This window comes from Chryseomicrobium excrementi (assembly GCF_002798305.1).
GTDB lineage: Bacteria > Bacillota > Bacilli > Bacillales_A > Planococcaceae > Chryseomicrobium > Chryseomicrobium excrementi.
This window is the reverse complement of the sequence record NZ_PCGR01000002.1, coordinates 262443-282635: the sequence shown is the minus strand read 5'-3', so window position 1 is coordinate 282635 and position 20193 is coordinate 262443. Positions and strand designations below refer to the sequence as shown.

At 44.9% G+C, this 20193-nt stretch carries 19 protein-coding genes; 4 read left to right on the top strand and 15 right to left on the bottom strand.

Going from position 1 to position 20193, the window contains the following annotated elements; translation table 11 throughout:
* Window positions 1–94: 94 nt before the first annotated feature.
* Genes CQS04_RS06090 through CQS04_RS06075 form a run of 4 tightly spaced genes read right to left on the bottom strand, consistent with a single transcriptional unit; the run spans window position 95 to window position 3839 of the window.
* Complete coding sequence (locus CQS04_RS06090) at window positions 95–1105, bottom strand: FecCD family ABC transporter permease (RefSeq protein WP_100353283.1); 1011 nt, start codon at window positions 1103–1105, stop codon at window positions 95–97.
* Window positions 1102–2112 (bottom strand): FecCD family ABC transporter permease, encoded by a 1011-nt coding sequence (locus CQS04_RS06085; protein WP_100353282.1) that lies wholly within the window; start codon window positions 2110–2112, stop codon window positions 1102–1104. Before CQS04_RS06085 ends, CQS04_RS06090 begins: the two co-directional genes overlap by 4 nt.
* 1 nt (window position 2113) lies before the next feature.
* Window positions 2114–3043 (bottom strand): iron-hydroxamate ABC transporter substrate-binding protein, encoded by a 930-nt coding sequence (locus tag CQS04_RS06080; protein WP_100353281.1) that lies wholly within the window; start codon window positions 3041–3043, stop codon window positions 2114–2116.
* A 1-nt stretch (window position 3044) separates the two neighbouring features.
* A complete protein-coding gene (locus tag CQS04_RS06075) occupies window positions 3045–3839 on the bottom strand; it encodes an ABC transporter ATP-binding protein (protein WP_100353280.1) in 795 nt (264 codons plus the stop codon).
* A 118-nt stretch (window positions 3840–3957) separates the two neighbouring features.
* Here CQS04_RS06075 and CQS04_RS06070 point away from each other — a divergent pair, with 118 nt between their 5' ends.
* Complete coding sequence (locus CQS04_RS06070) at window positions 3958–4998, top strand: NAD(P)/FAD-dependent oxidoreductase (protein ID WP_100353279.1); 1041 nt, start codon at window positions 3958–3960, stop codon at window positions 4996–4998.
* Here CQS04_RS06070 and CQS04_RS06065 read toward each other — a convergent pair whose 3' ends face one another.
* The 9 genes from CQS04_RS06065 to CQS04_RS06025 all read right to left on the bottom strand — a co-directional run bounded on the left by CQS04_RS06065 (window position 4999) and on the right by CQS04_RS06025 (window position 12849).
* On the bottom strand, window positions 4999–5556 hold the full coding sequence (locus CQS04_RS06065; RefSeq protein WP_100353278.1) for a DUF4126 domain-containing protein: 558 nt from the start codon (window positions 5554–5556) through the stop codon (window positions 4999–5001).
* Window positions 5557–5568: 12 nt separating this feature from the next.
* Entirely contained in the window at window positions 5569–6015 is a 447-nt protein-coding gene (locus CQS04_RS06060; RefSeq protein ID WP_100353277.1) for a DUF4385 domain-containing protein, read from the bottom strand.
* Between the two features lie 95 nt (window positions 6016–6110).
* A complete protein-coding gene (locus tag CQS04_RS06055; protein WP_094943444.1) occupies window positions 6111–6290 on the bottom strand; it encodes a hypothetical protein in 180 nt (59 codons plus the stop codon).
* Between the two features lie 61 nt (window positions 6291–6351).
* Window positions 6352–7773, bottom strand: a complete 1422-nt coding sequence (locus CQS04_RS06050; protein ID WP_100353276.1) for an NAD-dependent succinate-semialdehyde dehydrogenase — start codon at window positions 7771–7773, stop codon at window positions 6352–6354.
* A 16-nt stretch (window positions 7774–7789) separates the two neighbouring features.
* The gene (locus CQS04_RS06045; RefSeq protein WP_100353275.1) at window positions 7790–8971 is read right to left on the bottom strand and encodes an iron-containing alcohol dehydrogenase; all 1182 of its coding nucleotides are present in this window, start codon (window positions 8969–8971) and stop codon (window positions 7790–7792) included.
* An 11-nt stretch (window positions 8972–8982) separates the two neighbouring features.
* Window positions 8983–9831, bottom strand: a complete 849-nt coding sequence (gene ahlS / locus CQS04_RS06040; RefSeq protein WP_094943440.1) for an AhlS family quorum-quenching N-acyl homoserine lactonase — start codon at window positions 9829–9831, stop codon at window positions 8983–8985.
* 133 nt (window positions 9832–9964) lie between these two features.
* Window positions 9965–10957, bottom strand: coding sequence for a LacI family DNA-binding transcriptional regulator (locus tag CQS04_RS06035; RefSeq protein WP_100353274.1), 993 nt, complete (start codon window positions 10955–10957; stop codon window positions 9965–9967).
* A gap of 52 nt (window positions 10958–11009) precedes the next feature.
* Entirely contained in the window at window positions 11010–11906 is an 897-nt protein-coding gene (locus tag CQS04_RS06030) for a DMT family transporter (RefSeq protein WP_100353273.1), read from the bottom strand.
* A gap of 13 nt (window positions 11907–11919) precedes the next feature.
* Window positions 11920–12849, bottom strand: a complete 930-nt coding sequence (locus CQS04_RS06025) for an AEC family transporter (protein ID WP_100353272.1) — start codon at window positions 12847–12849, stop codon at window positions 11920–11922.
* A 146-nt stretch (window positions 12850–12995) separates the two neighbouring features.
* Here CQS04_RS06025 and CQS04_RS06020 point away from each other — a divergent pair, with 146 nt between their 5' ends.
* Window positions 12996–14168 carry an MFS transporter gene (locus tag CQS04_RS06020; RefSeq protein ID WP_100353271.1) on the top strand — a complete coding sequence of 391 codons (1173 nt, stop codon included), beginning with the start codon at window positions 12996–12998 and terminating at the stop codon, window positions 14166–14168.
* 46 nt (window positions 14169–14214) lie between these two features.
* Here CQS04_RS06020 and CQS04_RS06015 read toward each other — a convergent pair whose 3' ends face one another.
* Together CQS04_RS06015 and CQS04_RS06010 are read right to left on the bottom strand one after the other, a co-directional pair.
* Window positions 14215–15498 carry a Zn-dependent hydrolase gene (locus CQS04_RS06015; RefSeq protein WP_100353270.1) on the bottom strand — a complete coding sequence of 428 codons (1284 nt, stop codon included), beginning with the start codon at window positions 15496–15498 and terminating at the stop codon, window positions 14215–14217.
* Between the two features lie 2 nt (window positions 15499–15500).
* Complete coding sequence (locus CQS04_RS06010; RefSeq protein WP_100353269.1) at window positions 15501–17024, bottom strand: AbgT family transporter; 1524 nt, start codon at window positions 17022–17024, stop codon at window positions 15501–15503.
* A 204-nt stretch (window positions 17025–17228) separates the two neighbouring features.
* Here CQS04_RS06010 and CQS04_RS06005 point away from each other — a divergent pair, with 204 nt between their 5' ends.
* Window positions 17229–18410 carry a M20 family metallopeptidase gene (locus CQS04_RS06005; RefSeq protein ID WP_100353268.1) on the top strand — a complete coding sequence of 394 codons (1182 nt, stop codon included), beginning with the start codon at window positions 17229–17231 and terminating at the stop codon, window positions 18408–18410.
* A gap of 4 nt (window positions 18411–18414) precedes the next feature.
* A complete protein-coding gene (locus tag CQS04_RS06000; protein WP_100353267.1) occupies window positions 18415–20166 on the top strand; it encodes a helix-turn-helix domain-containing protein in 1752 nt (583 codons plus the stop codon).
* Window positions 20167–20193: the final 27 nt, after the last annotated feature.

Sequence of the window (20193 nt, the reverse complement as noted above, 5' to 3'; positions counted from 1 at the left end):
AACTATCGGCATCTTATCAAATTTCTCATCAAAAGTAAATGAAAAACGCTCTCATTAGCCGATTTCTATCTATTGTCTTATTTTCACATGTTCCTTATCTTTTTGCCATTAATAAGTACACGAAGTACGGCGCTCCAATGAGAGCAACGATTACGCCTGCTGGGATGTTGCCACTGTCCAGTACTGTTCGGCCGATCGTATCGGCTATCAGTAAAAAGAGTCCTCCAATCAATAGGCTAATCGGCAGGAACAACTGATGCCGTGGACCTACAAGCTGTCGTGCAATGTGCGGCGCCATGAGTCCTACAAACGAGATTCCACCTGTCACGGATACGGCAGAAGCAGCTAAAGCGACTGCGATGACGCTCAACGTCATCCTCTCCCGCTCAATTGGTAATCCAAGGCCTATTGCCACTTGTTCGCCTAGCCCTAGTATGTTCAGTCTGTATGCTTTCATGAGAGCGATTGGCACCAATAACACGATCCAAGGCAGTAACGCTAAAATAAATGGCCAGTCCGTCCCCCAGATATCCCCTGCCAACCACCGAGCGATAAAATCGACTTTTTCTCTGTCCGCTGAAGAGATCAACAACACCATCATTCCCGAAAGAGCCATTGAAAATCCCACACCGACCAGTACGAGACGGACGGGTTGCACACCAAGAATCCGGTCGTAAGAAAAGAAATAAATTGCTGCAGCTGTTAGGAAAGCTCCTAAGAAGGCAATAACAGGTAACGCATATGCAAATGCCCCGGCTTCAAGTGGCATGTATAAGAAGTAAATAGCTACCGCCACTCCAGCCCCTGAGTTAATTCCGATGATTCCAGGGTCCGCCAGATCATTCCGGGTGATTCCCTGTAGCAATGCTCCCGACAATGCTAACGCCATCCCTGCAAGCAACGTGACTAAAATACGAGGCAGACGAATATCAAAGAACACAAATTGCTCTTTGAAAGTTCCTTCTCCTGCGAGCACAGCTCCGATTCGGTTATAAGAAACGGCCGCATCGCCAAGACCCAGACTTACAAAAATCGTAGTCAAAATCGCAAGTGAAAACCCTGCAAGCAGCCACTTCTGACGCTTACGTGCTTTTGTATCCATCATCTGAACGCACCTCCGCTTCTTCGCACTAAGAATAAGAAGAATGGAAGTCCGAGAATCGCTACGACTGAAGCGACTGGTGTTTCATACGGAGCATTGATGGTCCTAGCGACTGTATCTGCGAACAGCATAAACATGGCACCGACTATCAACGACATTGGCAAAACAAAACGGTAGTCTGTTCCCACAAGAGGACGCACTAAATGTGGAACCATCAATCCAAAGAAAGCCAAGTTTCCGACTAGAGCCACAGAGGCACCTGTCAGCATGACAACCAATACAAACATCACAATCTTTACTTGAAGCGTCTTTTGACCAAGCCCTACGGCTACTTCTTCACTGAGGCTTAGTATCGTCAAATGACGCGCGTACAGAATCGCCACGAGGCCACCTATGACAACGAACGGAACCATAATCCCTACTTGAGTCCACGTCGTCCCAATCATCCCTCCTGCGGTCCACATCGAGACTTGTTGAGACAGTTTGAAGTAAATTCCGACGCCTTCTGCAATGGCATACAGGAACGCAGAAATTGCCGCACCTGCAAGAACAATTCGAATGGTCGAGAATCCTTCTGGGTGAAACGAACTCAATCCAAAGACGAGAGCCGCACCTACAGCTGCTCCGATAAAGCATGCAACCATCACACCAATGTACGGAAGCGATGGAAAGGCTGCCAGACCAATAGCAAGCGCAGCATTAGCTCCTGCTGTCAATCCGAGAAGACCAGGATCTGCGAGCGGGTTTCTAGTCATCCCTTGAATGATAGCGCCAGAAACACCAAGAGCCGCGCCAACAAGGGCAGCGGCTACTTCGCGTGGTATTCGGATTTCTTGTAGGATGACGGAGGCTCCGGTTGCTTCCCCGATGCCAAACGCCGCCAATACGTCTTGGATTGAAGTGTTCGCTGCCCCTACCACGACCGCCAGCACAAATGCGCCCATGAGGACCACGAGGCTGATGATTAATTTATATCGAAACGGGTAGTTTTGTAGCTTCCACTTCCACATATTACTCTCCTAAAAATCCGTCTTTAAATGTATCTAGTTGGAAATCTAAAGTGATTGGGTCATTGAAGTAGAACGCTGCTGCATCTACAGTAAGCAATTTCCCGTCTTTTACAGCTGGAATATTTTTAAATGTTTCTGTTTCTGCGAATGAATTGTCTGCATCCCCGTGACGGCTCCAGACGATGAAATCTGCTGCATATTCAGGAAGGACTTCTGAAGACAATGCGTAGTATCCGTCTTTTAATGCCATCTCTTTTACTTTATCCGTCATGCCTAGACCCATTGCCTGGTACAAGATTTCCGTTCCACGTCCCCAGTTGTCGCCAAAGACATACAATTGTTTTTCAAAGCTTTCAATTACAGAAACGGTTACATCTTCTCCGTGCTCCGCTTTGATATCTTGTCCAATTTGTTCGGCACGTGCATTGAAGTCATCGACCCAAGCTTGCGCTTCTTCTTCTTTGTTTAAAAGCTTACCAATTTCAATGTGTTGCGTTAAGTAGTCTACTTTCCCATACGTATATGTGACAACAGGAGCGATTTCACTTAACTTGTCTACGTTCTTCATATCCGACAGACCAATAATCAAGTCTGGGTCTAATTCAATGATTTTCTCAAGATCTTCGTCTGTTACGACTTCCACATCAGCAAGCTCTTCTTGGAAGTTTGGGTTGTCTTTTGCCCAAGCGTCTACTCCGACTAACGGGACATCTAGTGACATCACGTTCCCTGCAAATGTAGCTAAAACGACTACGCGCTCAGGGTTTGCAGGCACTTCAACTGGACCGTTTTCTGATTCATATGTAATCGTCCCTGCTTCTTCTGTATCTGCCTCGTCAGCAGAGCCTTCCGTTGCTTCGTTATCTGAGCCACAAGCCGCTAAAAATAGAACTGTAGCTAGTACAAGTAAAAATGCATAAATCTTTTTCATGTTAGTTGTCTCCTCTGATCAAGTTGTAGGTGATACAAATGGGTTTTTGAGTACGAGGATCGGTTCCTATCTCCGCATCGATGTTGAACAGTTCTCGGAGGACTGGCTTCTGAATGACTTCTTCCGCCGTTCCTGCCGTTTTGATTTGACCAAACTTCATGCCGATGATGTAATCAGCAAACCGGGCGGCATGATTCAAATCATGAAGCACCATGACAATGGTGCGTTTTTCTTCTTCATTGAGCTTTTGCAAGAGCTCCAAAATCTCGAGCTGGTGCGCCATATCGAGGTATGTCGTCGGCTCATCGAGAAAAATCATATCCGTTTCTTGAGCGAGTGCCATGGCGATCCAGACTCGTTGGCGTTGCCCGCCAGACAAGGAATCCACCGGATGGGATTCAAAAAACTTGGTTCCCGTCACTTCCAGTGCCCAATCAATGATTTCGAAGTCACGCTTAGAGAGTTTGCCGAACCGCGACTGGTGCGGGAATCTCCCGTAAGAAACCAGTTCTTTCACCGTCAATGCTCCGGCACTATCTGGTGTCTGAGGCAATACAGCAATCTTACGAGCGAGCGATTTCGTGTCTTCCTTCGCAATCAACTCACCGTCTAAAACGACAGATCCTTGCTGATGAGGAATGATTCGTGTCATGGCTTTTAACAGCGTCGACTTTCCACAACCGTTTGAACCAATAATGACAGTCACTTTCTCATCCGGAATTTCCACGGACAAGTTATCAACGATGGTACGGTCCCCATATTTAATTTGAAGATCTTGTGCATGTAGTCGGACCACGAGTCACACTCCTGTTGATAAAGATTCTCAATTTCATTTACAAACTTACTTTAATACGCTACAATCGACATGTCAACTAATAAATGATAACTTTTCTCATTTGAATGGAGCGAATGCTATGAGAGATGTATTTGATATAACAATCATTGGAGCAGGACCTGCAGGCCTTTATTCTGCCTTCTATAGCGGTTTGCGAGGAATGAAAACGAAATTACTAGATGCCCAAGATGTACTAGGAGGCAAACTGAATGTGTATATGGAGAAGATGGTATGGGATGTTGGAGGACAACCGCCTCTTCCAGCTGCCAAGCTGATTGAGCAATTGATCACGCAAGCAAAGACGTTTGATCCAACGATCTGTCTCGGCACGAAAGTGACCCGACTTGAGCGACTAGAAGATGATTCCTTTGCGATTCATACGGATAGTGGTGAGATTCATTACTCAAAAACGGTGATTCTTGCTTTAGGAAGTGGAATTTTAAAGCCGCAGAAGTTAGCTATTGAAGGGGCAGACCGTTTTGAAGTATCCAATCTGCATTATGTGGTGAAATCATTAGGTCAGTTCAAGGATCGCCATGTGGTGATTTCAGGTGGTGGAAACGCCGCTATCGACTGGGCCAACGAACTATCTCCAATAGCCGCGTCCGTGACAGTGGTCTATCGTAAAGAAGCGTTCACAGGGGCACACGAAGCTCAAATCGAGCAGTTGATGACAAGCGGTGCCACGTGCTTGTTCAATACTACGATTTCTAAGTTAGTCGCTGACTCTCAAGGCGAAACGATAGATTGTGTGGAAGTCAAAGACGAAGTGACAGGAGAAGTTACATCGCTACAAGTCGATGAAGTCATCATCAATCATGGGTATGAAATTGACGCGGAACTCCTCCAAAACAGTTCGTTCGATTTCGAGTTGGATGAATACTCACGTGTCATCGGTTCGGATTCAAGCGAAACGTCGGTACCAGGTATTTATGCAGCGGGCGACATCCTAATCCACAGCAGCAAAGTCAATCTCATTGCAGGCTGTTTCCATGATGCCGCCAACGCTGTGAACCGAGCGAAGCTTTACATCGAACCAACGGCTGAAAAAGTGGCCATGGTCTCCTCGCACAATGATGTCTTTAAAGAACGCAACAAAGAACTGCAGCATTCGCTCTGATCAAATGGCGATGCGTCTTTTTCTACGAATACGCCAAATGAAAAAGACCGCAACGATTACGAGGATCAATGCTACAATCGGGACAAACAAAGAAAGAACCGATACGGTGACGGCTGTCACATCTTCCGCTACAGATAGCGCGGGATTTGCGATTCCAGCGGTCGTCGCCGTACTGGCAACACGCGCTGTCCCACTCGCCGCATTCGTCAGGGTGGCCGCTCCGCCCCCTGCAATAATGGCGATTGCCCATGTTAGTAGAGGACTCCCCTCTGTCAGAAACGAGGCTGTGAGTAAAACTCCTGCGATAGCTGCAGCCGGAGCTGCTAGCACAGATAAGAAGTTGTCGATGACTGGAAGATAGTACGCACCTACTTCGACTAGTGTGGCAACTCCAAATGCAATAAGCGCCGGCAATGTACCCATCCAGTCAAAGGTCGATGACAGTTCGACCCAATCGAGATACGACGCGAGACTTGCTATGAAGAGTGGTGTGAAAACTCGAAATCCCGCCGCTGCACTAAGTCCTATTCCAATCAACCCAGCCATGAACCATTCCATAATCCTACCTCCTCATCCATACTCTTTTTGAAACTGTTTTTTTCGCTTAATATAATCTTTATCCGCCCGGAGCTGATCCCAGTATTCTTTAAAAATAGCTGCAGATTCTGCTTTTTCGTCATTGATTTGACGCTCTTTGATAGAACCGTCTTCATTGTATTTGCGCCCACCTTTATAGTTCGCGTAGCGACGCGCACGCGTGTATCCCATCTGTATGAATTTCCTCGCCATATCCATCCCAACAAAGTCATCCCTTTCCCGGTACTCTTCAAATAGCTCCATGATCTTTTCAGCCGATTCTTTTGCGATATCTGGTGTCTTAAAACGCCAGTATGGCAAGATTTCGGATTTATAAGGTTCTACTAGTAATACGCCTTGCTCCCCTCTACCGACGCGGTAAAGCTCAGGCTGCTTTCGAAAGTCGATTTTCTCAAAATCCAAGTCGTAATCAAAGGGCATGTGTCTTGCTCCTCTCAAAAGGTCTTTCCTATCCTCTACCCTAAACATACCCATAAAAAAACCACAACCCGCTACCAGGTTGTGGCTCCAAACAATTAGCTCCCCATCTTGCGACGAGTCGTATTCACTTTCTTACCAGACTGCTGAGACTGAAGCTTCTTACCGCCCGCATCTCCAGCATGACTCGCTTGACCTTGCTGTTGTTTGTTTTTCTTTGCTTCAAGCTGTGCAGCGACAGCTTCTTTTAGTGACATTTTCTTTGGTTGTTCTGACATTGTGTCATCCCCTTCCGTTCCTGTAGTCTGAACGTATCACGGGCGACGGTCTCTGTCAAAGTTATTCCGCAAGATCTAAAGAAATATATTTGATTTCTAAGAACTCATCCATCCCGTGGTGGCCACCTTCTCGGCCGATCCCACTTTGTTTGAAACCTCCGAATGGCGCTTGTGGTGATGATGGAAGACCATCGTTCAAACCGACAATCCCGTACTCCAAGTTCTCAGCGATATAGATCCCCGTGTTAATCGAAGATGTATAAACATAAGCAGCTAAACCGAAGTCTGTGTCGTTCGCACGTTCAATGGCTTCGTCTACAGTTTTGAATGTCGTGATCGGTAAAAGCGGACCGAATGTCTCTTCGTTCATACAAAGCATGTCATCCGTTGCTCCCGATAAGACAGTTGGCTCGTAAAAGAGACCTTCTTTCTTCTCACCACCGGTCAGTACTTTCGCACCTTTGTCTTTTGCATCTTGCACGTGTTTTTCTACTTTCTTTACAGCGTCCTCGTTGATCAATGGACCAATGTTGACACCTTCTTCTAACCCGTTCCCGACCTTCAGCTGCTTCGACTTTTCAGCAAGCGCCTCCGCGAACTTGTCCGCAATCTTTTCATGTACATAAACGCGGTTGATACAGACGCACGTTTGACCAGCGTTTCGGTATTTTGCGCTCATCACATGTTCAACAGCTTTATCGAAGTTGGCGTCGTCCATAACGATAGATGGTGCATGCCCACCAAGCTCTAGAGAGATCTTCTTCACTGTGTCCGCGGAACCTTTCATCAGTTCTTTCCCGACTTCTGTAGAGCCCGTGAACGTCAATTTGCGGACGCGCATATCTTGCATCCACTCTTGTCCAATCGCTTTCGAGTCCCCTGTTACAATGTTGACGACTCCGTCTGGAATACCTGCTTCTTTAGCAAGTTGGACCATGCGAATTGCTGTGAGTGGTGTTAAGTTCGCAGGCTTGATGACTACTGTACATCCACTAGCGATAGCTGGACCTACTTTTCGAGTGATCATCGCTGCTGGGAAGTTCCAAGGAGTGATGACTGCGACGACACCAACTGGTTGTTTGTGTACAAAGATGCGCTTGTTCGCTGTTGTTGCAGGAATCGTCTCTCCGTAAATACGTTTTCCTTCCTCTGCGTACCACTTAAAGAAGCCATTTGCATACTTGACTTCACCTTTTGCTTCTTCAAACGGTTTCCCTTGCTCGCGAGTCATTAATTCGGCGATTTCATCTGTATGTTCATCCATCAACTTAGCCCATGCAGCAAGCTTTTCTGTGCGCTCATAAGCAGACAGTTTTGACCAAGTTTTAAACGCCTCAAAAGCGGCATCCGTTGCCTGACGAGCTTCTGTTTGGCCCCCTTTAGGAACGGTTCCGACAACTTCACCTGTTGCAGGATTTGTCACCTCTGCTTGCTCCAAATCTTTTCCTGTTTCTTGTCCATTTATGATTAATGAATAGTTCATTTTTCCACTCCTTTATTCATGTTGGTTCTGTAAGTTTACCACTGTAAGCAGCTGTATAAACTTTTCGAATGTCGTCTTCAAGGAGTGGCAATGGACTGCGAGCAAGAATCCGCTTCTGTTTCACACCATCTTGCGTTAAGGATTCGATTGCTGATTCTGGAATATCAAACTCTTTTAAGGTATGAGGAATTCCTACATCTTTAACCAGTCGAACAAGTTCGTCTACACAGGCATAAGAGGCTTCCTCATCACTCATTAGGGATGCATTGCCACCAAGCGCTTCGTATATATCTCTCATACGTGTCACGGTAGATTTGCGAATATAGTTCATCACATAAGGAAGAAGCACCGCATTGGATTCTCCATGCGGGATATGAAACTGTCCGCCGAGTGGATAGGCGAGCGCATGAACGCCAGCTACTCCCGCATTAAAGAACGCCAGTCCAGCGATGTAACTGCCATGGCTCATTGCAGTTCTAGCTTCTCGGTCTTGCCCGTCATGAACTGCTGTCCGAATCGCACGACTCATCATGCGGATGGCATGAAGAGCTAATGCATCCGAAGTCGGAGAGGCATTGACTGAAACGTAGGCTTCGATTGCATGCGTCAAAGCATCTACTCCTGTTGCTGCTGTTACTCGAGGTGGCACCGTCACGGTTAGAGCGGGATCTACTATGGCCACATCTGCAATTAGCGCGGGATGCGCCACTACATCTTTTGAAGATTCTAAAGACAATACAGAAATATTGGTTACTTCAGAACCTGTTCCTGCAGTAGTAGGAATTAGGATTTTAGGAAGGCCCTTCTGTTGAATTGTCCGTGTTGCCGTTAAGTTCATATACTCTGACACGTTTCCTTCATTCTTAGCTAGAACCGCGGCTAACTTCGCAAGGTCTAAAGCACTTCCCCCTCCAAACCCGATAACTAAATCAAAATCTCCTTCACGTGTAAAGGCTACCAATCGTTCTCCCAATTCTAGAGGCGGTTCTGGCTCTACATCGGTCGAGACAACGACTTCAAACCCGTTATCATGAAGTGGGTCCGTGACCTGTTTCGTCAATCCCAGTTTGTCCAACATGGGGTCCGTAAGAACTAAAATCTTTTTTGGCGAAAACGTTTCAACTTGTGGAATCAACTCTTTCAGAGCTCCCCATCCTGTGAAACTGAGAGGAGCAAATACCAATTGAGAATAACTCATCCTATCTCTCCTTACTCGTAGTAGCCTTCTGTCGATTTTCTAAAATTAGCAAACTGATTGGCATCATGTCCAAACCAGACTTGAGAGTTCGTCTCTTTTGCCAACTTCCGAATACGCTCTACCGTTGCGTTATATCCTACTGAGTCATATAGAATTCCAGGTGGTTTCACTGGAGGACCGAAACTTTCAGCTGTATAAATAGCGTCAGATGCCAAGATGATACCACCTGTTTCCGGCATATCAATTCGTAGACCGAGCATTCCCCAAGCATGTCCACTACCAAAATTCAAAACTTCTACACCAGGGAGAAGCTGTAACCGGTCTTCATTCCGTTTAATCGTATTCCATTGCAAATTGTTTTTGATCCAAGCATCAATATCTCCCCACACATATGCTCCTTCTTTTTGATTGCGCGCGTAAGTTTGAAGAGTGCCATTGAATTCGTCTTCGTGAACAATGATTTGTGCATTTGTGAATAATTCTAGACATCCTGCATGATCAAGATGCAGATGGGAGGCTACAACATACTTGATATCTTTCGGGTGGACGCCAAGCTCTCCTAGTCGGTTGTGTAAATAGCAAGCTTCAGGCATATCAATCGGAAACATTTGTTGCGTCGCTTGACCCCAACGGCCTTCTGGTCCCATTGAATTGGGATTGCACGCTGTATCAAAAAGGATTTTTCCTTCTGGATGATCAATTAGTACAGTGTAAACAGGAAATTCAACAAATTCTGTTGGAGCATTTGGATTCGTAAGTGTAGCAGGATTGTGCATGGCAATCATCCAGTTCTTGTCCATACGCATCCGTCCGTTATCCATCACATACAACTTTTTTTGCGGTTGAATAATATGAGTCACTCTAATTTCCTCCTTTTTATCCCGTGAAAGAAGCAACGTCGTCTCCTGATTCGTTTTGCCTGAAGCCTCACCCCCTTTGAATGGTTACGTATTCATTTTTTCGAAAGCGATTTCATTTTCATCCATCGCCAAACTAGATCGAGGCAGTCGTACCTCTTGGAATCAAGTGAACGGGTATTGTTTTTTGAATCCACTTTTCACTTGGAGATTCCATTATAGAAAATAATATCTCCACCCCAACTTGCCCTAAATTTTTTGGGTAGGTAGCGCCAATCGTCGTTAAATTAAATGAAGAATGGCCACTCCATGTGACATTATCAATCCCTAATACACTGATATCTTCAGGCACTCGGTATCCCATAGATTTCAGGACATCTAACACATATATAGCAATGGAATCGGTTGCAGCAAAAATAGCTGTAGGTTTTTCCTTCTCTTTAAGCAATCGAATCATCTGTTTGTGAATATGTTGTGGACTTGTATCTGTCACGACGGTCCAAGAAGGTTTGGTTACGTATCCATTTTCATTCATTACTTCTCGAAAACCGGCATATCGACCGGCAAATGTACTCATTGTTTGTGGCCCTCCGACCCAAGCAATATGGCGGTGACCAAGATCTAGTAAATGCCGAGCTCCAAGTCTTCCTGCATGTACATTATCAATTTCAACAAAATGGCTCGGCTCCACAGGTTTCCGGTTAAAGAAAACAAACGGAACTCCGAATCGAGATAACTTTGAAAAGATGGGGTCCTCCAAATAAATAGAAGATAAAATCATACCGTCTACTTTAGACTTAGCTAAACTTTCAAAAACACTTTCATTGCTCCCTAAATCTTCAAAATGTACGGTGACTTGATAGCCTTGCAACCGCGCAAATTGAATGATAGCTGTGACAGAGTCCGCAAAAAATGGATTATGTAAAGGTCCGGACACTAGAGCGATAGACCGAGTAGAGTTGCTGACTAATGACCGAGCAATTGCATTTGGATGATAATTCAAGGTCTCGATGGCGTCCAACACACGTTGACGCGTCTTCTCTTTTACAGTCTCCGGTGCATTTAACACTCGAGACACGGTAGTTTGAGAGACACCTGCAAATTTTGCTACGTCTTTTGATGAGACCATGAGTTTCTCCTCCAGTAAGTACTGTCATCATAAATGATAGAAAGACTAAATGTCAAGAATAGTCTGACATTTTAGGTTTCCGTCTCATTTGTTGCAACAAGAATAAGAATACGCCAGCTAAGACGAGGACGCCCCCGACTAACTGCCATCCAGTTAAGCGTTCGCCTAACAGCCAAACAGCAAGCAATGTCGCACCGACCGGTTCTCCGAGTATACTCATCGAGATGGTCGTCGCATTGACGTATTTCAATAACCAATTGTTGATCATATGTGAAATCGTTGGGACTACAGCAAGAAGAACAAAGATTCCCCAGTCCTGCCCACTGTATCCAGTAAACGAAACACCAGCAATCAAGTTATAGAGAACTAGTGCGATTCCAGCAAAGCCGAATACAGAAAAACTATAGATCCAGTGCGAGACCTTTTTCACCGCGCTCTGTCCGATCAGCAAGTATCCAACTACAGCAATAACACTTAAAAAGGACAACACATCGCCTAGAATGGCCGCTGCGCTTAGACCAAAATCTCCCCAGCCGATCATCACAGCGCCAACGACCGCCACTCCCATTGTAACGAGAGCTGCACGCGTTGTTCGCTCGCGAAAGACAAGAAAGCCTCCGATAAGCGAAACAATCGGCTGAAGCGCCAAGATAATGGTGGAACTCGCTACTGTTGTGAGTTTCAATGAACCAAACCATAGCGCAAAATGAAGAGCTAAAAAGACACCAGAGAAAGCGAGAAGACGCCACTCACGCGAAGTGACATGTTTGAACTCATCCCTACGTATCCAAACAATCGGCAGTAAAAATAAAGTCGCGAGCAGCATCCGGTACATACTAAGTACCGTAGCCGGAGCATCTGACCATTTCACAAAAATCGCTGCAAACGAGATGGCCACGATGGATATAAATAAAGGAAAAATAATCTTAGGTGAGGATTCTTGAGCCACTTCATGACACGTCCTAACTGAATAAAATAGTTGAAATATAGATTACACATGTGACGGTTAGAGCACTGATGACAGTTGAAAACAGTACAGTTTGAGCTGCTGTATCCGCATCCACATCGTATTCAAGCGCGAGACTTGCACTGTTGCGAGATGTTGGAAACGCGCTAGCAATAAGTAGTGACTGGGCGATGATTCCCTCTAACCCTAGTAGCAAGATCAAGCCAAATGCTACAGCAGGTCCCATTACTAAACGGAAAAAACTGCTGAGGAACACCGTTTTATTGAGCACCGACTTGACTTCGATGGTAGAAAGCTGTGCTCCTAACGTAATTAATGCCACCGCGACAAATCCATCCGCCACATAGTCAATTGGAATGCGAATCGGAGCTGGTATCGGAACATGCAACAGATTGAGCAGTGCACCTAAAACAAGCGCGACGACGATAGGCATACGAATAACTTCTTTGACGATAGCCCAACCGGATTTTGTTGTAGAAATTAAATTGAACAAACCATATGTATACGTCGTGATATTTTGAAAGATGACCATGATGACTTGAATAGCGACCCCTACCGGATTGGCTGCATACAATAGTTGCGCAACCGGTAAGCCGTAGTTTCCTGAGTTGATCAACACGATACTGTTTTTAAACACCGCCGCTTCTGCTCGAGGCAGGCCTAACCATTTCGCACCGAGTGTGCCAAGTAACATTTGCGATAGAATAAATAGAACAATAAACCCCATGACTTGGGTCAATACAGGTAAGGAAATCACAGTTTCATAAAGATTGATAAAGACCGCCGCCGGCATAAAACAATAGGTGACGAGCTGGGATAGAGCTTTGACCCGAAATGCGAATTTCTTTTGAAGAACGGCTCCAAGTCCTAGTAAGACTAGTATTGGAACGATAATTTGAAAGAATAACAACGAAAAATAAGTCACGAACCGCATCCCCCCTCGCCTTTAGTCTAGACCTCTTTTTGAATTCTGCCAACATTCTTTTTTCGTGAAACGAAGTGTTAGAGGTCGCTATTTCTTCTATCTGTCCGTATAATAGTTTAGTACTGAAATAGAAAGTGAGACCCCAAATGACAAAAGACCAACGAAAAAAATTAGCTATCTTAATGTTGAACATGTTCATTGCTGTCGGAAGCTTCGGTTTGATCCTTCCGATTTTACCTGAATATTTACGAGAACTAGGACAAGGCGGGACAGCAGCCGGGATGATCATCGCTTTGTTTGCCGGAGCTCAACTCATCTTCTCTCCTATTGGAGGCCGCTGGACGGACCAATACGGTCGCCGCAAGATGATCATACTCGGGCTATTCGGCCTTGGCTTTTCCATGTTGCTATTTTACCTAGCACCTAACATCTTCTTCGTCTACATCTCGCGCTTTATTGGAGGCGTCGGTGCCGCATTCTGTATCCCGGCAATCTTTGCGTATGTTGCGGATATCACAACGATGGATCAACGTGCGAAAGGGAACAGTTTCATCTCTGCCTCTATGTCACTAGGTATTGTCGTAGGACCTGGAATCGGTGGATTCTTAGCAGAATACGGAACGAAGACCCCGCTACTCGTCTCGGCTATCGTCGGATTATTAGCTGTAGTCATTTCCTATTTCACACTGCAAGAGAGCCGACCTGAAGGAGACGTCATGACTCGTCCTCAATCTTCTTTACTCGATGATGTTATGCAGTCCCCGAAAAAGCCGTACTTCATTCCATTGATCATCATTATGGTCATGAGCTTTGGATTGATTGCCTATGAGACTGTACTCGGGCTTTACGTCGATGCCGCTTTCGGTGCGACAGCACAAGAAATCGCTTGGATGATTACAGCTACTGGAGCAGTCAGTGTCGTCATTCAATTATTTGTAGTAGATTACTTGGTCCGTCGATTTGGAGAGCCCGCCCTACTAATCGTATTTTTAGCTGTTGCCGCTCTTGGATTCTTCCTATCCTTGATTGCTACTAGTTACGCGATGTTCTTCGGCATCACACTCTTAGTATTCTTAGCGACTTCCCTGCTTCGTCCTGTATTGACGACCATGATTTCGAAAATGGCCGGCAAAGAACAAGGCCTCGCAATGGGACTCAACAACTCTTACATGAGTATCGGAAACATCTTAGGCCCGTTACTCGCTGGTGCGATATATGATGTCGATATGAAGTATCCGTTCATGCTTGGCCTAGTTGTCCTGATTGCTACGCTTTTCCTTTCAATTAACTGGAGACTAAAAGCAAAAGCTACTATGTAAACTGAAAACATCCTCTCGGCAATTAGCTGAGAGGATGTTTTTTGATTTATTTTGAAAGAGCAACAAGCGCTTCTGCCATGACAGCTACCCCGTTGACACAGTCTGCAAGTTTCGTCCATTCATCTGGAGAATGGCTTTTGCCTTTATGGCTAGGTACAAAAACCATTCCTGATGGAACATATTTGCCCATGATCATAGCGTCGTGACCTGCTCCGCTGACAAGAGGCATTGTCGACAAGCCACAAGCCCCAGCTGCATCTCGGATGACTTGTTGAATCTCTTCTGGAATCAAGACAGGCGGTATCTGGACGTCTTGCTCGATAGTCACTTCTAGACCTCTTGCCTTTGCAATTCGTTCAGCTGCGTCATAGATTCGTCCAAGTAAATTAGCTCGTGTGTCTTCGTAAATATCTCGCACATCCACTGTCACTTGCGTTTCTCCCGCAATCACATTGGAACCATTCGGAAAGACGTGTAATTTCCCTACAGTTGCGACTGCTGTTCCATTGATCTGTCGAGGCAATTTCTCAACTTCTAAAATAAGTTCTGCCGCAGCAGGAACTGTATCTTTTCTGGCGTCCATCGGCGTATTCCCTGCATGGTCTGTGTTTCCTTTATAGGTAGCCGTCAACCACGCTGGACCTGCAATTCCTTCGACTACTCCGATGTTCGTTCCCGTCTCTTCTAGTTTCACGCCTTGTTCGATGTGAAGCTCTAAAAATGCATGAATCTCATCCGCTTGACGAGTATGCACTTGTACATCTTCAGGAGTGAAGCCCATTTCGCGCATGGCATCTACAAGCCCAACCCCCGCATCATCCTGAAAGCGCAGAAGATCCTCGTAGCTGACTTCTCCCATCAAGACACGGCTCCCGAAAATCCCATTTCGAAAACGCGCTCCTTCCTCATCAACAAACACCACAACTTCAATCCCACGTTTTGGATGAATGCCTCTAGCTTTGATAGCCTTAACTGCGAGCAAGCTGCTGATACAGCCAAGAGGTCCATCAAATGCGCCGCCATTCGGAACGCTGTCTAGGTGAGATCCGGTCATTACAACTGGCAAGGAGGGATCTTCACCTTCTAGGCGACCATAGAGGTTCCCAATAGCATCTTCGCTTACCGCAAGACCTGCTTCTTCCATCCAGCGAACAAACACGTCTTTTGCTTGTTTTTCTGTCGTCGTGTACGAAAAGCGGTGCATTCCACCTTCTGAAGTCAAACCGATCTGCATCAATTCATTTAACTTATTAGCGACTTCTTGAGGGTCAATTCCCGGATACGCAGGAACCTGGTCTATAGCCTGAGTTAATCGTTCATATGTAAACATTTTTAGCCTCCTAGTGGATATTCAATAACAGCTCCTGGTCCTAATGGTAGTCCCAAGAAGTACCAAATCGCAAAGAATGTGATCCATGCAATACCGAACACGATAGAGTAAGGGAGCATGATAGAAATCAGAGAACCCAGTCCTAGATTCTTATCGTAACGTTTTGCAAGTGCTAGTAAGATAGTGAAGTAAGCAAACATCGGAGTTATCGGGTTTGTGATCGAATCTCCAATTCGGTATGCAAGCTGGGTAAATGCTGGACTGTACCCGAGTAACATGAACATTGGTACAAAGACTGGTCCTACAATTGCCCACTTTGCAGAAGCCGAAGCTATAAATAAATTTAAGAAGGCTGAGAACAGGATGAAACCAATTAACAGTGGAAGCCCTTTGAATCCAATCCCTTGTAACAGTTCAGCACCATTCACTGCCATGATGATCCCTAGATTGCTCCAGTTAAAATAAGCAATAAACTGAGCAGCAAAGAAGGCAATAATGATATACAGCCCCATTGAACTCATCGCTTTCCCCATCTCATTCGCCACATCTTTGTCATTGCGTAGCGACTTAGTCGTAAATCCGTAAGCGAGTGCTGGGAATAAGAACAACCCCATAATTACAGGCACAAGAGAACTCATGAACGGAGAAATGACAATGCCACCATCTTCTCCACGTAACCAGCCGCTCTCAGGTACGATTGTCACTGCAACAAGAGCTAAGAAAAGGACTGCCGCTAAACCAGCAAGTTTCAAGCCTTTGAGTTCTTCTGATTTAAGGGGTTCCATAGAGAATGTAGGCCCTGTGTATTCTGGAAGACGTGGTTCAACAATTTTCTCTGTTACCCAAATAGCTAAAGGTACAATGATGAAACAAGAACCTAACAAGAAATAGAAGTTCATAGCTGGATTCACGACAATATCCGGATTTACGATCTCAGCTGCCGTCTGCGTAAAGCCTGCTAGAAGTGCATCTAACATATTTACAATCAAGTTTGCACTAAACCCGCCCGCTACCGCTGCATAAGCAGCAGCCATACCAGCGATTGGGTGGCGACCGACACTCATGAAAACAAGCGCCGCAATTGGAGGAAGAACGATGAAACCTGCATCCCCTGCCATGTTAGCTAACACACCAGCAAATACAATAGCAAAAGTAATCATTTTCTTCGGAGCCGCCTGAACGACTTTACGAAGTAGAGCGGAAATCAATCCTACTCCCTCTGCAAGCCCAACCCCGATCATCGTCACAAGTACGAGTCCTAATGGCGGGAAGTTCGCAAAGTTCGTCACCATCTTGGTCATGATTTCTTGAAAACCGGTCTTTGTTAACAAACTGATAGCCTTTACTTCTTCATTCGTTCCAGGATTTATTACGGATAGGCCCGCCATCGCAGCAAAATGGGAGACTACTAAAATAGCTAAAGCAAATAAAATAAAGAGCGTCACGGGATCCGGTAATTTGTTCCCTACCTTTTCCACAACATCTAAAAACTTTGAAAATAAACCTCTCTTTTTTACAGCTTCCATCCAATCTCCCCTAACTTTTCTGAAAATTAATAGTTTTCATTATAACGCTTTATCCAAATAAAGCTATGTTCGTTTAACCAAATCATAGAATTCTTTTTTGTGTATCTATACAACTAATAGACACTTACTTTGTGTAACTGTCCATAGATATCACATTTTATCAGTGTATAATGAATAGTATTACAATTCACTGGAGGTTCTATGATGTCTACTACTGAAACATTATTTAATCAAATCGATAGCTTATACGAAGAGATGGTCACCATCCGCCGCCATTTTCACGAAAATCCTGAACTCTCATTTGAAGAAGTCGAAACTCCAAAATTCATAGCAAATTATTTAACGGAACTAGGAATCGAGGTTGAGACAGGAGTAGGAGGTCGAGGTGTAATCGGCCGGATTTATGGGGGTCATCCAGGTAAAACCGTAGCTTTGCGCGCGGATTTTGATGCTCTGGCTATTCAAGATGAAAAAGATGTGCCGTATCGTTCGAAGGCAGCTGGAAAAATGCATGCTTGTGGACATGACGGACACACAGCAACTCTCCTGGCTGTTGCAAAAGTTCTACAAGAACATCGTGCTGACTTAAAAGGAAATGTCGTATTGATCCATCAATTCGCTGAAGAACTTGCACCAGGTGGCGCCAAACCGATGATTGAAGCAGGTTGCCTAGAAGGCGTAGACGCTGTATTCGGAACACACCTATGGTCTATGACCCCTTATGGCACTATCGGCTGGGCACCTGGCCCATCTATGGCTGCAGCTGACCGATTTGCGATTAAAATCAATGGCCGTGGTGGTCATGGTGCGTCTCCTCATGAAACGATCGATAGCTTATATTTAGCTACACAGGTAGTAAGTCAATTTCAATCAATTGTGAGTCGTCGTATCGATCCACTTCAGCCTGCAGTTTTGACTGTAGCCACATTTAAATCCGGCTCAGCTTTCAACGTCATCCCAGATAGCGCGGAAATCGGTGGAACAGTACGCACTTTTGATACTGAAGTACAAGATCAAATTATTGAAGAGATGGATCGTATTCTTAAAGGAGTTTGTGAAGGAAGTGGTGCTACTTATGAATTCGACTTCATTAAAGGCTACCCTGCTGTCATCAATCATGAAAAAGAAGCCCACTTAGTTGCTGCTGCAGCAAGAAAAGTAGTCGGTAACGAACAAGTCGTTCAATTGCCCCCTATTATGGGAGGAGAGGATTTCTCTTACTTCTTATTAGAGCGGCCAGGCGCTTTCTTCTTTACAGGAGCAGGAAACCCAGAAGTGGGTGCCAAGTATCCACATCATCATCCTAAATTTGATTTTGATGAACGTGCTATGAAGGATGCTGCCAAAGTGTTGATTCAAGTGACACTCGATTATTTGGAAGCATAAGCCTATGAACGAATCTTTATCAAAGCGTCAATTAGAATCTTTACTGTATGCTACCAATGTCATGAATAGCTCTCTTGACTTTGAAACAATCATCGAGTCTCTTTTGCAAGTGTGTGTCTCACAAGTCCAGGCAATTGACGGAGGAGTTTTATTTCTGTTCGATGAAGAGAGACAACGGCTGATTGCAAAAAAGACAACTGTCCTCGATAAGACCATTATCGATAAAGTCGCTTTAAAACCAGGAGAATCTATGACAGGACAATGCTTTATCCGAAAAGAGATTGTTCTGTTTCAAGGGAGAGAATCCGTGACCTCACTCACGGACACCTTGTCTCCAGAAAATAAACGGTACCTACATCTTTCTGTGCCGACTATGCCCTACTCCACAATTTGCGCCCCTTTACTAATAAAGGGGCAATGTCTAGGTGTCATCACTTTAGATGCATTTAAACCTGTGGAGATTTCAGATGAGGACTTAAAATTAGTCAAAGCGATTTCCCAACAAGCAGCCGTCACATTAGAAAACGCGCGACTTTATCAAACTCAAGAGCGTGCCATGAACGATGTAAAGCGAGTCAACTATGCTCTTCAACGTTCTTCTACGATTCACCGTGAGTTAACCGAACTCGTGTTGAACGGTAAATCTTTGAATGAGATCACCTCTTACATCGGAAATCGATTACAAGTAGACTATGCGGTACTAAACGAAGAGAGAGACTTTTCGGTCTCCGCCTCTTCCCCTCAACTTGAGGAACTTATAGAGACACATTACCCTTCTACTTCTAACTTTCCCTTACAAACGGAAGTGCTGGAACTTAAAGATCGGCACCTACATTTTGTAGCTTTTCGATTAGGATCTAGGCAAGAACCGATCGGTTGGTTACTTTGTTCTAAAACAGAGCCTTTTGATGCAATTGACACCAATACACTTGAACACGCTAGCAGTATACTAGCTATGGAACTTATCAAAACTAGGGCAATAGAAGACGCGCAACTCCAGATGCGAGGAGAATTTGCAGAACAGCTTTTCTCCGGAGTATTAAAAGAAGATTTACCGCTTTTAGCAAAGCGTCTCCACCTTCCAGTTGATGGAGACTTTGTGGTAGCCATCGCTCGGTTTGATGCGCCAATCGAGAAAGTCGTTATGTATCCGCGTGTTGTACAACAAGCAACAAAACATTTTCAGCAATTTGTTCATTTTGCTTCATTAGATTCACGTGAACTAAAAGTTATAGTCCATTTACCTCCAAACAAAGAAGTTCATCAAGTAACAACTATTTGGAAGGGCTGGATTACTGAGTTAGAAGCGCTGACTCATTGCAAAGCTACTGTGGGAATCGGGAAGAAGCACTCCCACCTTCGCCGCGCCTATTACTCATCACAAGAAGCCTATCAGACGCTTCGTCATCTTGAAAAAATGCATTCTACCCAAGCCGTTCTGAGTTTTGATGAATTAGGTCTTCATCGATTGCTGTTACAATCTCCGAAAGAAGATATTCAAAACTATATTCAAGAAACGATGGGAACCTTACTACATTACGATCAAGAGAAAAATAGTGATTTGATTCTCACATTGCGCACATACTTTTCACATCAACAACAGATGAAGCCCACTGCCGAAGCTCTTCATATTCATGCAAACACATTAATTTATAGGTTAAGGCGCATAGAAGAAATCACAGGAAAAACGCTGACAAACTTAGACGATTTACTCTCCTTGCACACCGCTTTGCACTTCCTTCAAGACGAAATGTAAGTGATTTTGTTATGCTTAGAGGAAACA

What these genes read in the sequence shown, in the direction of transcription:
- CQS04_RS06090 (WP_100353283.1), bottom strand. Translation starts at nt 1,105, where the DNA reads ATGATGGATACAAAAGCACGTAAGCGTCAGAAGTGGCTGCTTGCAGGG.
- CQS04_RS06085 (WP_100353282.1), bottom strand. Translation starts at nt 2,112, where the DNA reads ATGTGGAAGTGGAAGCTACAAAACTACCCGTTTCGATATAAATTAATC.
- CQS04_RS06080 (WP_100353281.1), bottom strand. Translation starts at nt 3,043, where the DNA reads ATGAAAAAGATTTATGCATTTTTACTTGTACTAGCTACAGTTCTATTT.
- CQS04_RS06070 (WP_100353279.1), top strand. Translation starts at nt 3,958, where the DNA reads ATGAGAGATGTATTTGATATAACAATCATTGGAGCAGGACCTGCAGGC.
- CQS04_RS06065 (WP_100353278.1), bottom strand. Translation starts at nt 5,556, where the DNA reads ATGGAATGGTTCATGGCTGGGTTGATTGGAATAGGACTTAGTGCAGCG.
- CQS04_RS06060 (WP_100353277.1), bottom strand. Translation starts at nt 6,015, where the DNA reads ATGCCCTTTGATTACGACTTGGATTTTGAGAAAATCGACTTTCGAAAG.
- CQS04_RS06055 (WP_094943444.1), bottom strand. Translation starts at nt 6,290, where the DNA reads ATGTCAGAACAACCAAAGAAAATGTCACTAAAAGAAGCTGTCGCTGCA.
- CQS04_RS06050 (WP_100353276.1), bottom strand. Translation starts at nt 7,773, where the DNA reads ATGAACTATTCATTAATCATAAATGGACAAGAAACAGGAAAAGATTTG.
- CQS04_RS06045 (WP_100353275.1), bottom strand. Translation starts at nt 8,971, where the DNA reads ATGAGTTATTCTCAATTGGTATTTGCTCCTCTCAGTTTCACAGGATGG.
- CQS04_RS06035 (WP_100353274.1), bottom strand. Translation starts at nt 10,957, where the DNA reads ATGGTCTCATCAAAAGACGTAGCAAAATTTGCAGGTGTCTCTCAAACT.
- CQS04_RS06020 (WP_100353271.1), top strand. Translation starts at nt 12,996, where the DNA reads ATGACAAAAGACCAACGAAAAAAATTAGCTATCTTAATGTTGAACATG.
- CQS04_RS06015 (WP_100353270.1), bottom strand. Translation starts at nt 15,498, where the DNA reads ATGTTTACATATGAACGATTAACTCAGGCTATAGACCAGGTTCCTGCG.
- CQS04_RS06010 (WP_100353269.1), bottom strand. Translation starts at nt 17,024, where the DNA reads ATGGAAGCTGTAAAAAAGAGAGGTTTATTTTCAAAGTTTTTAGATGTT.
- CQS04_RS06005 (WP_100353268.1), top strand. Translation starts at nt 17,229, where the DNA reads ATGTCTACTACTGAAACATTATTTAATCAAATCGATAGCTTATACGAA.
- CQS04_RS06000 (WP_100353267.1), top strand. Translation starts at nt 18,415, where the DNA reads ATGAACGAATCTTTATCAAAGCGTCAATTAGAATCTTTACTGTATGCT.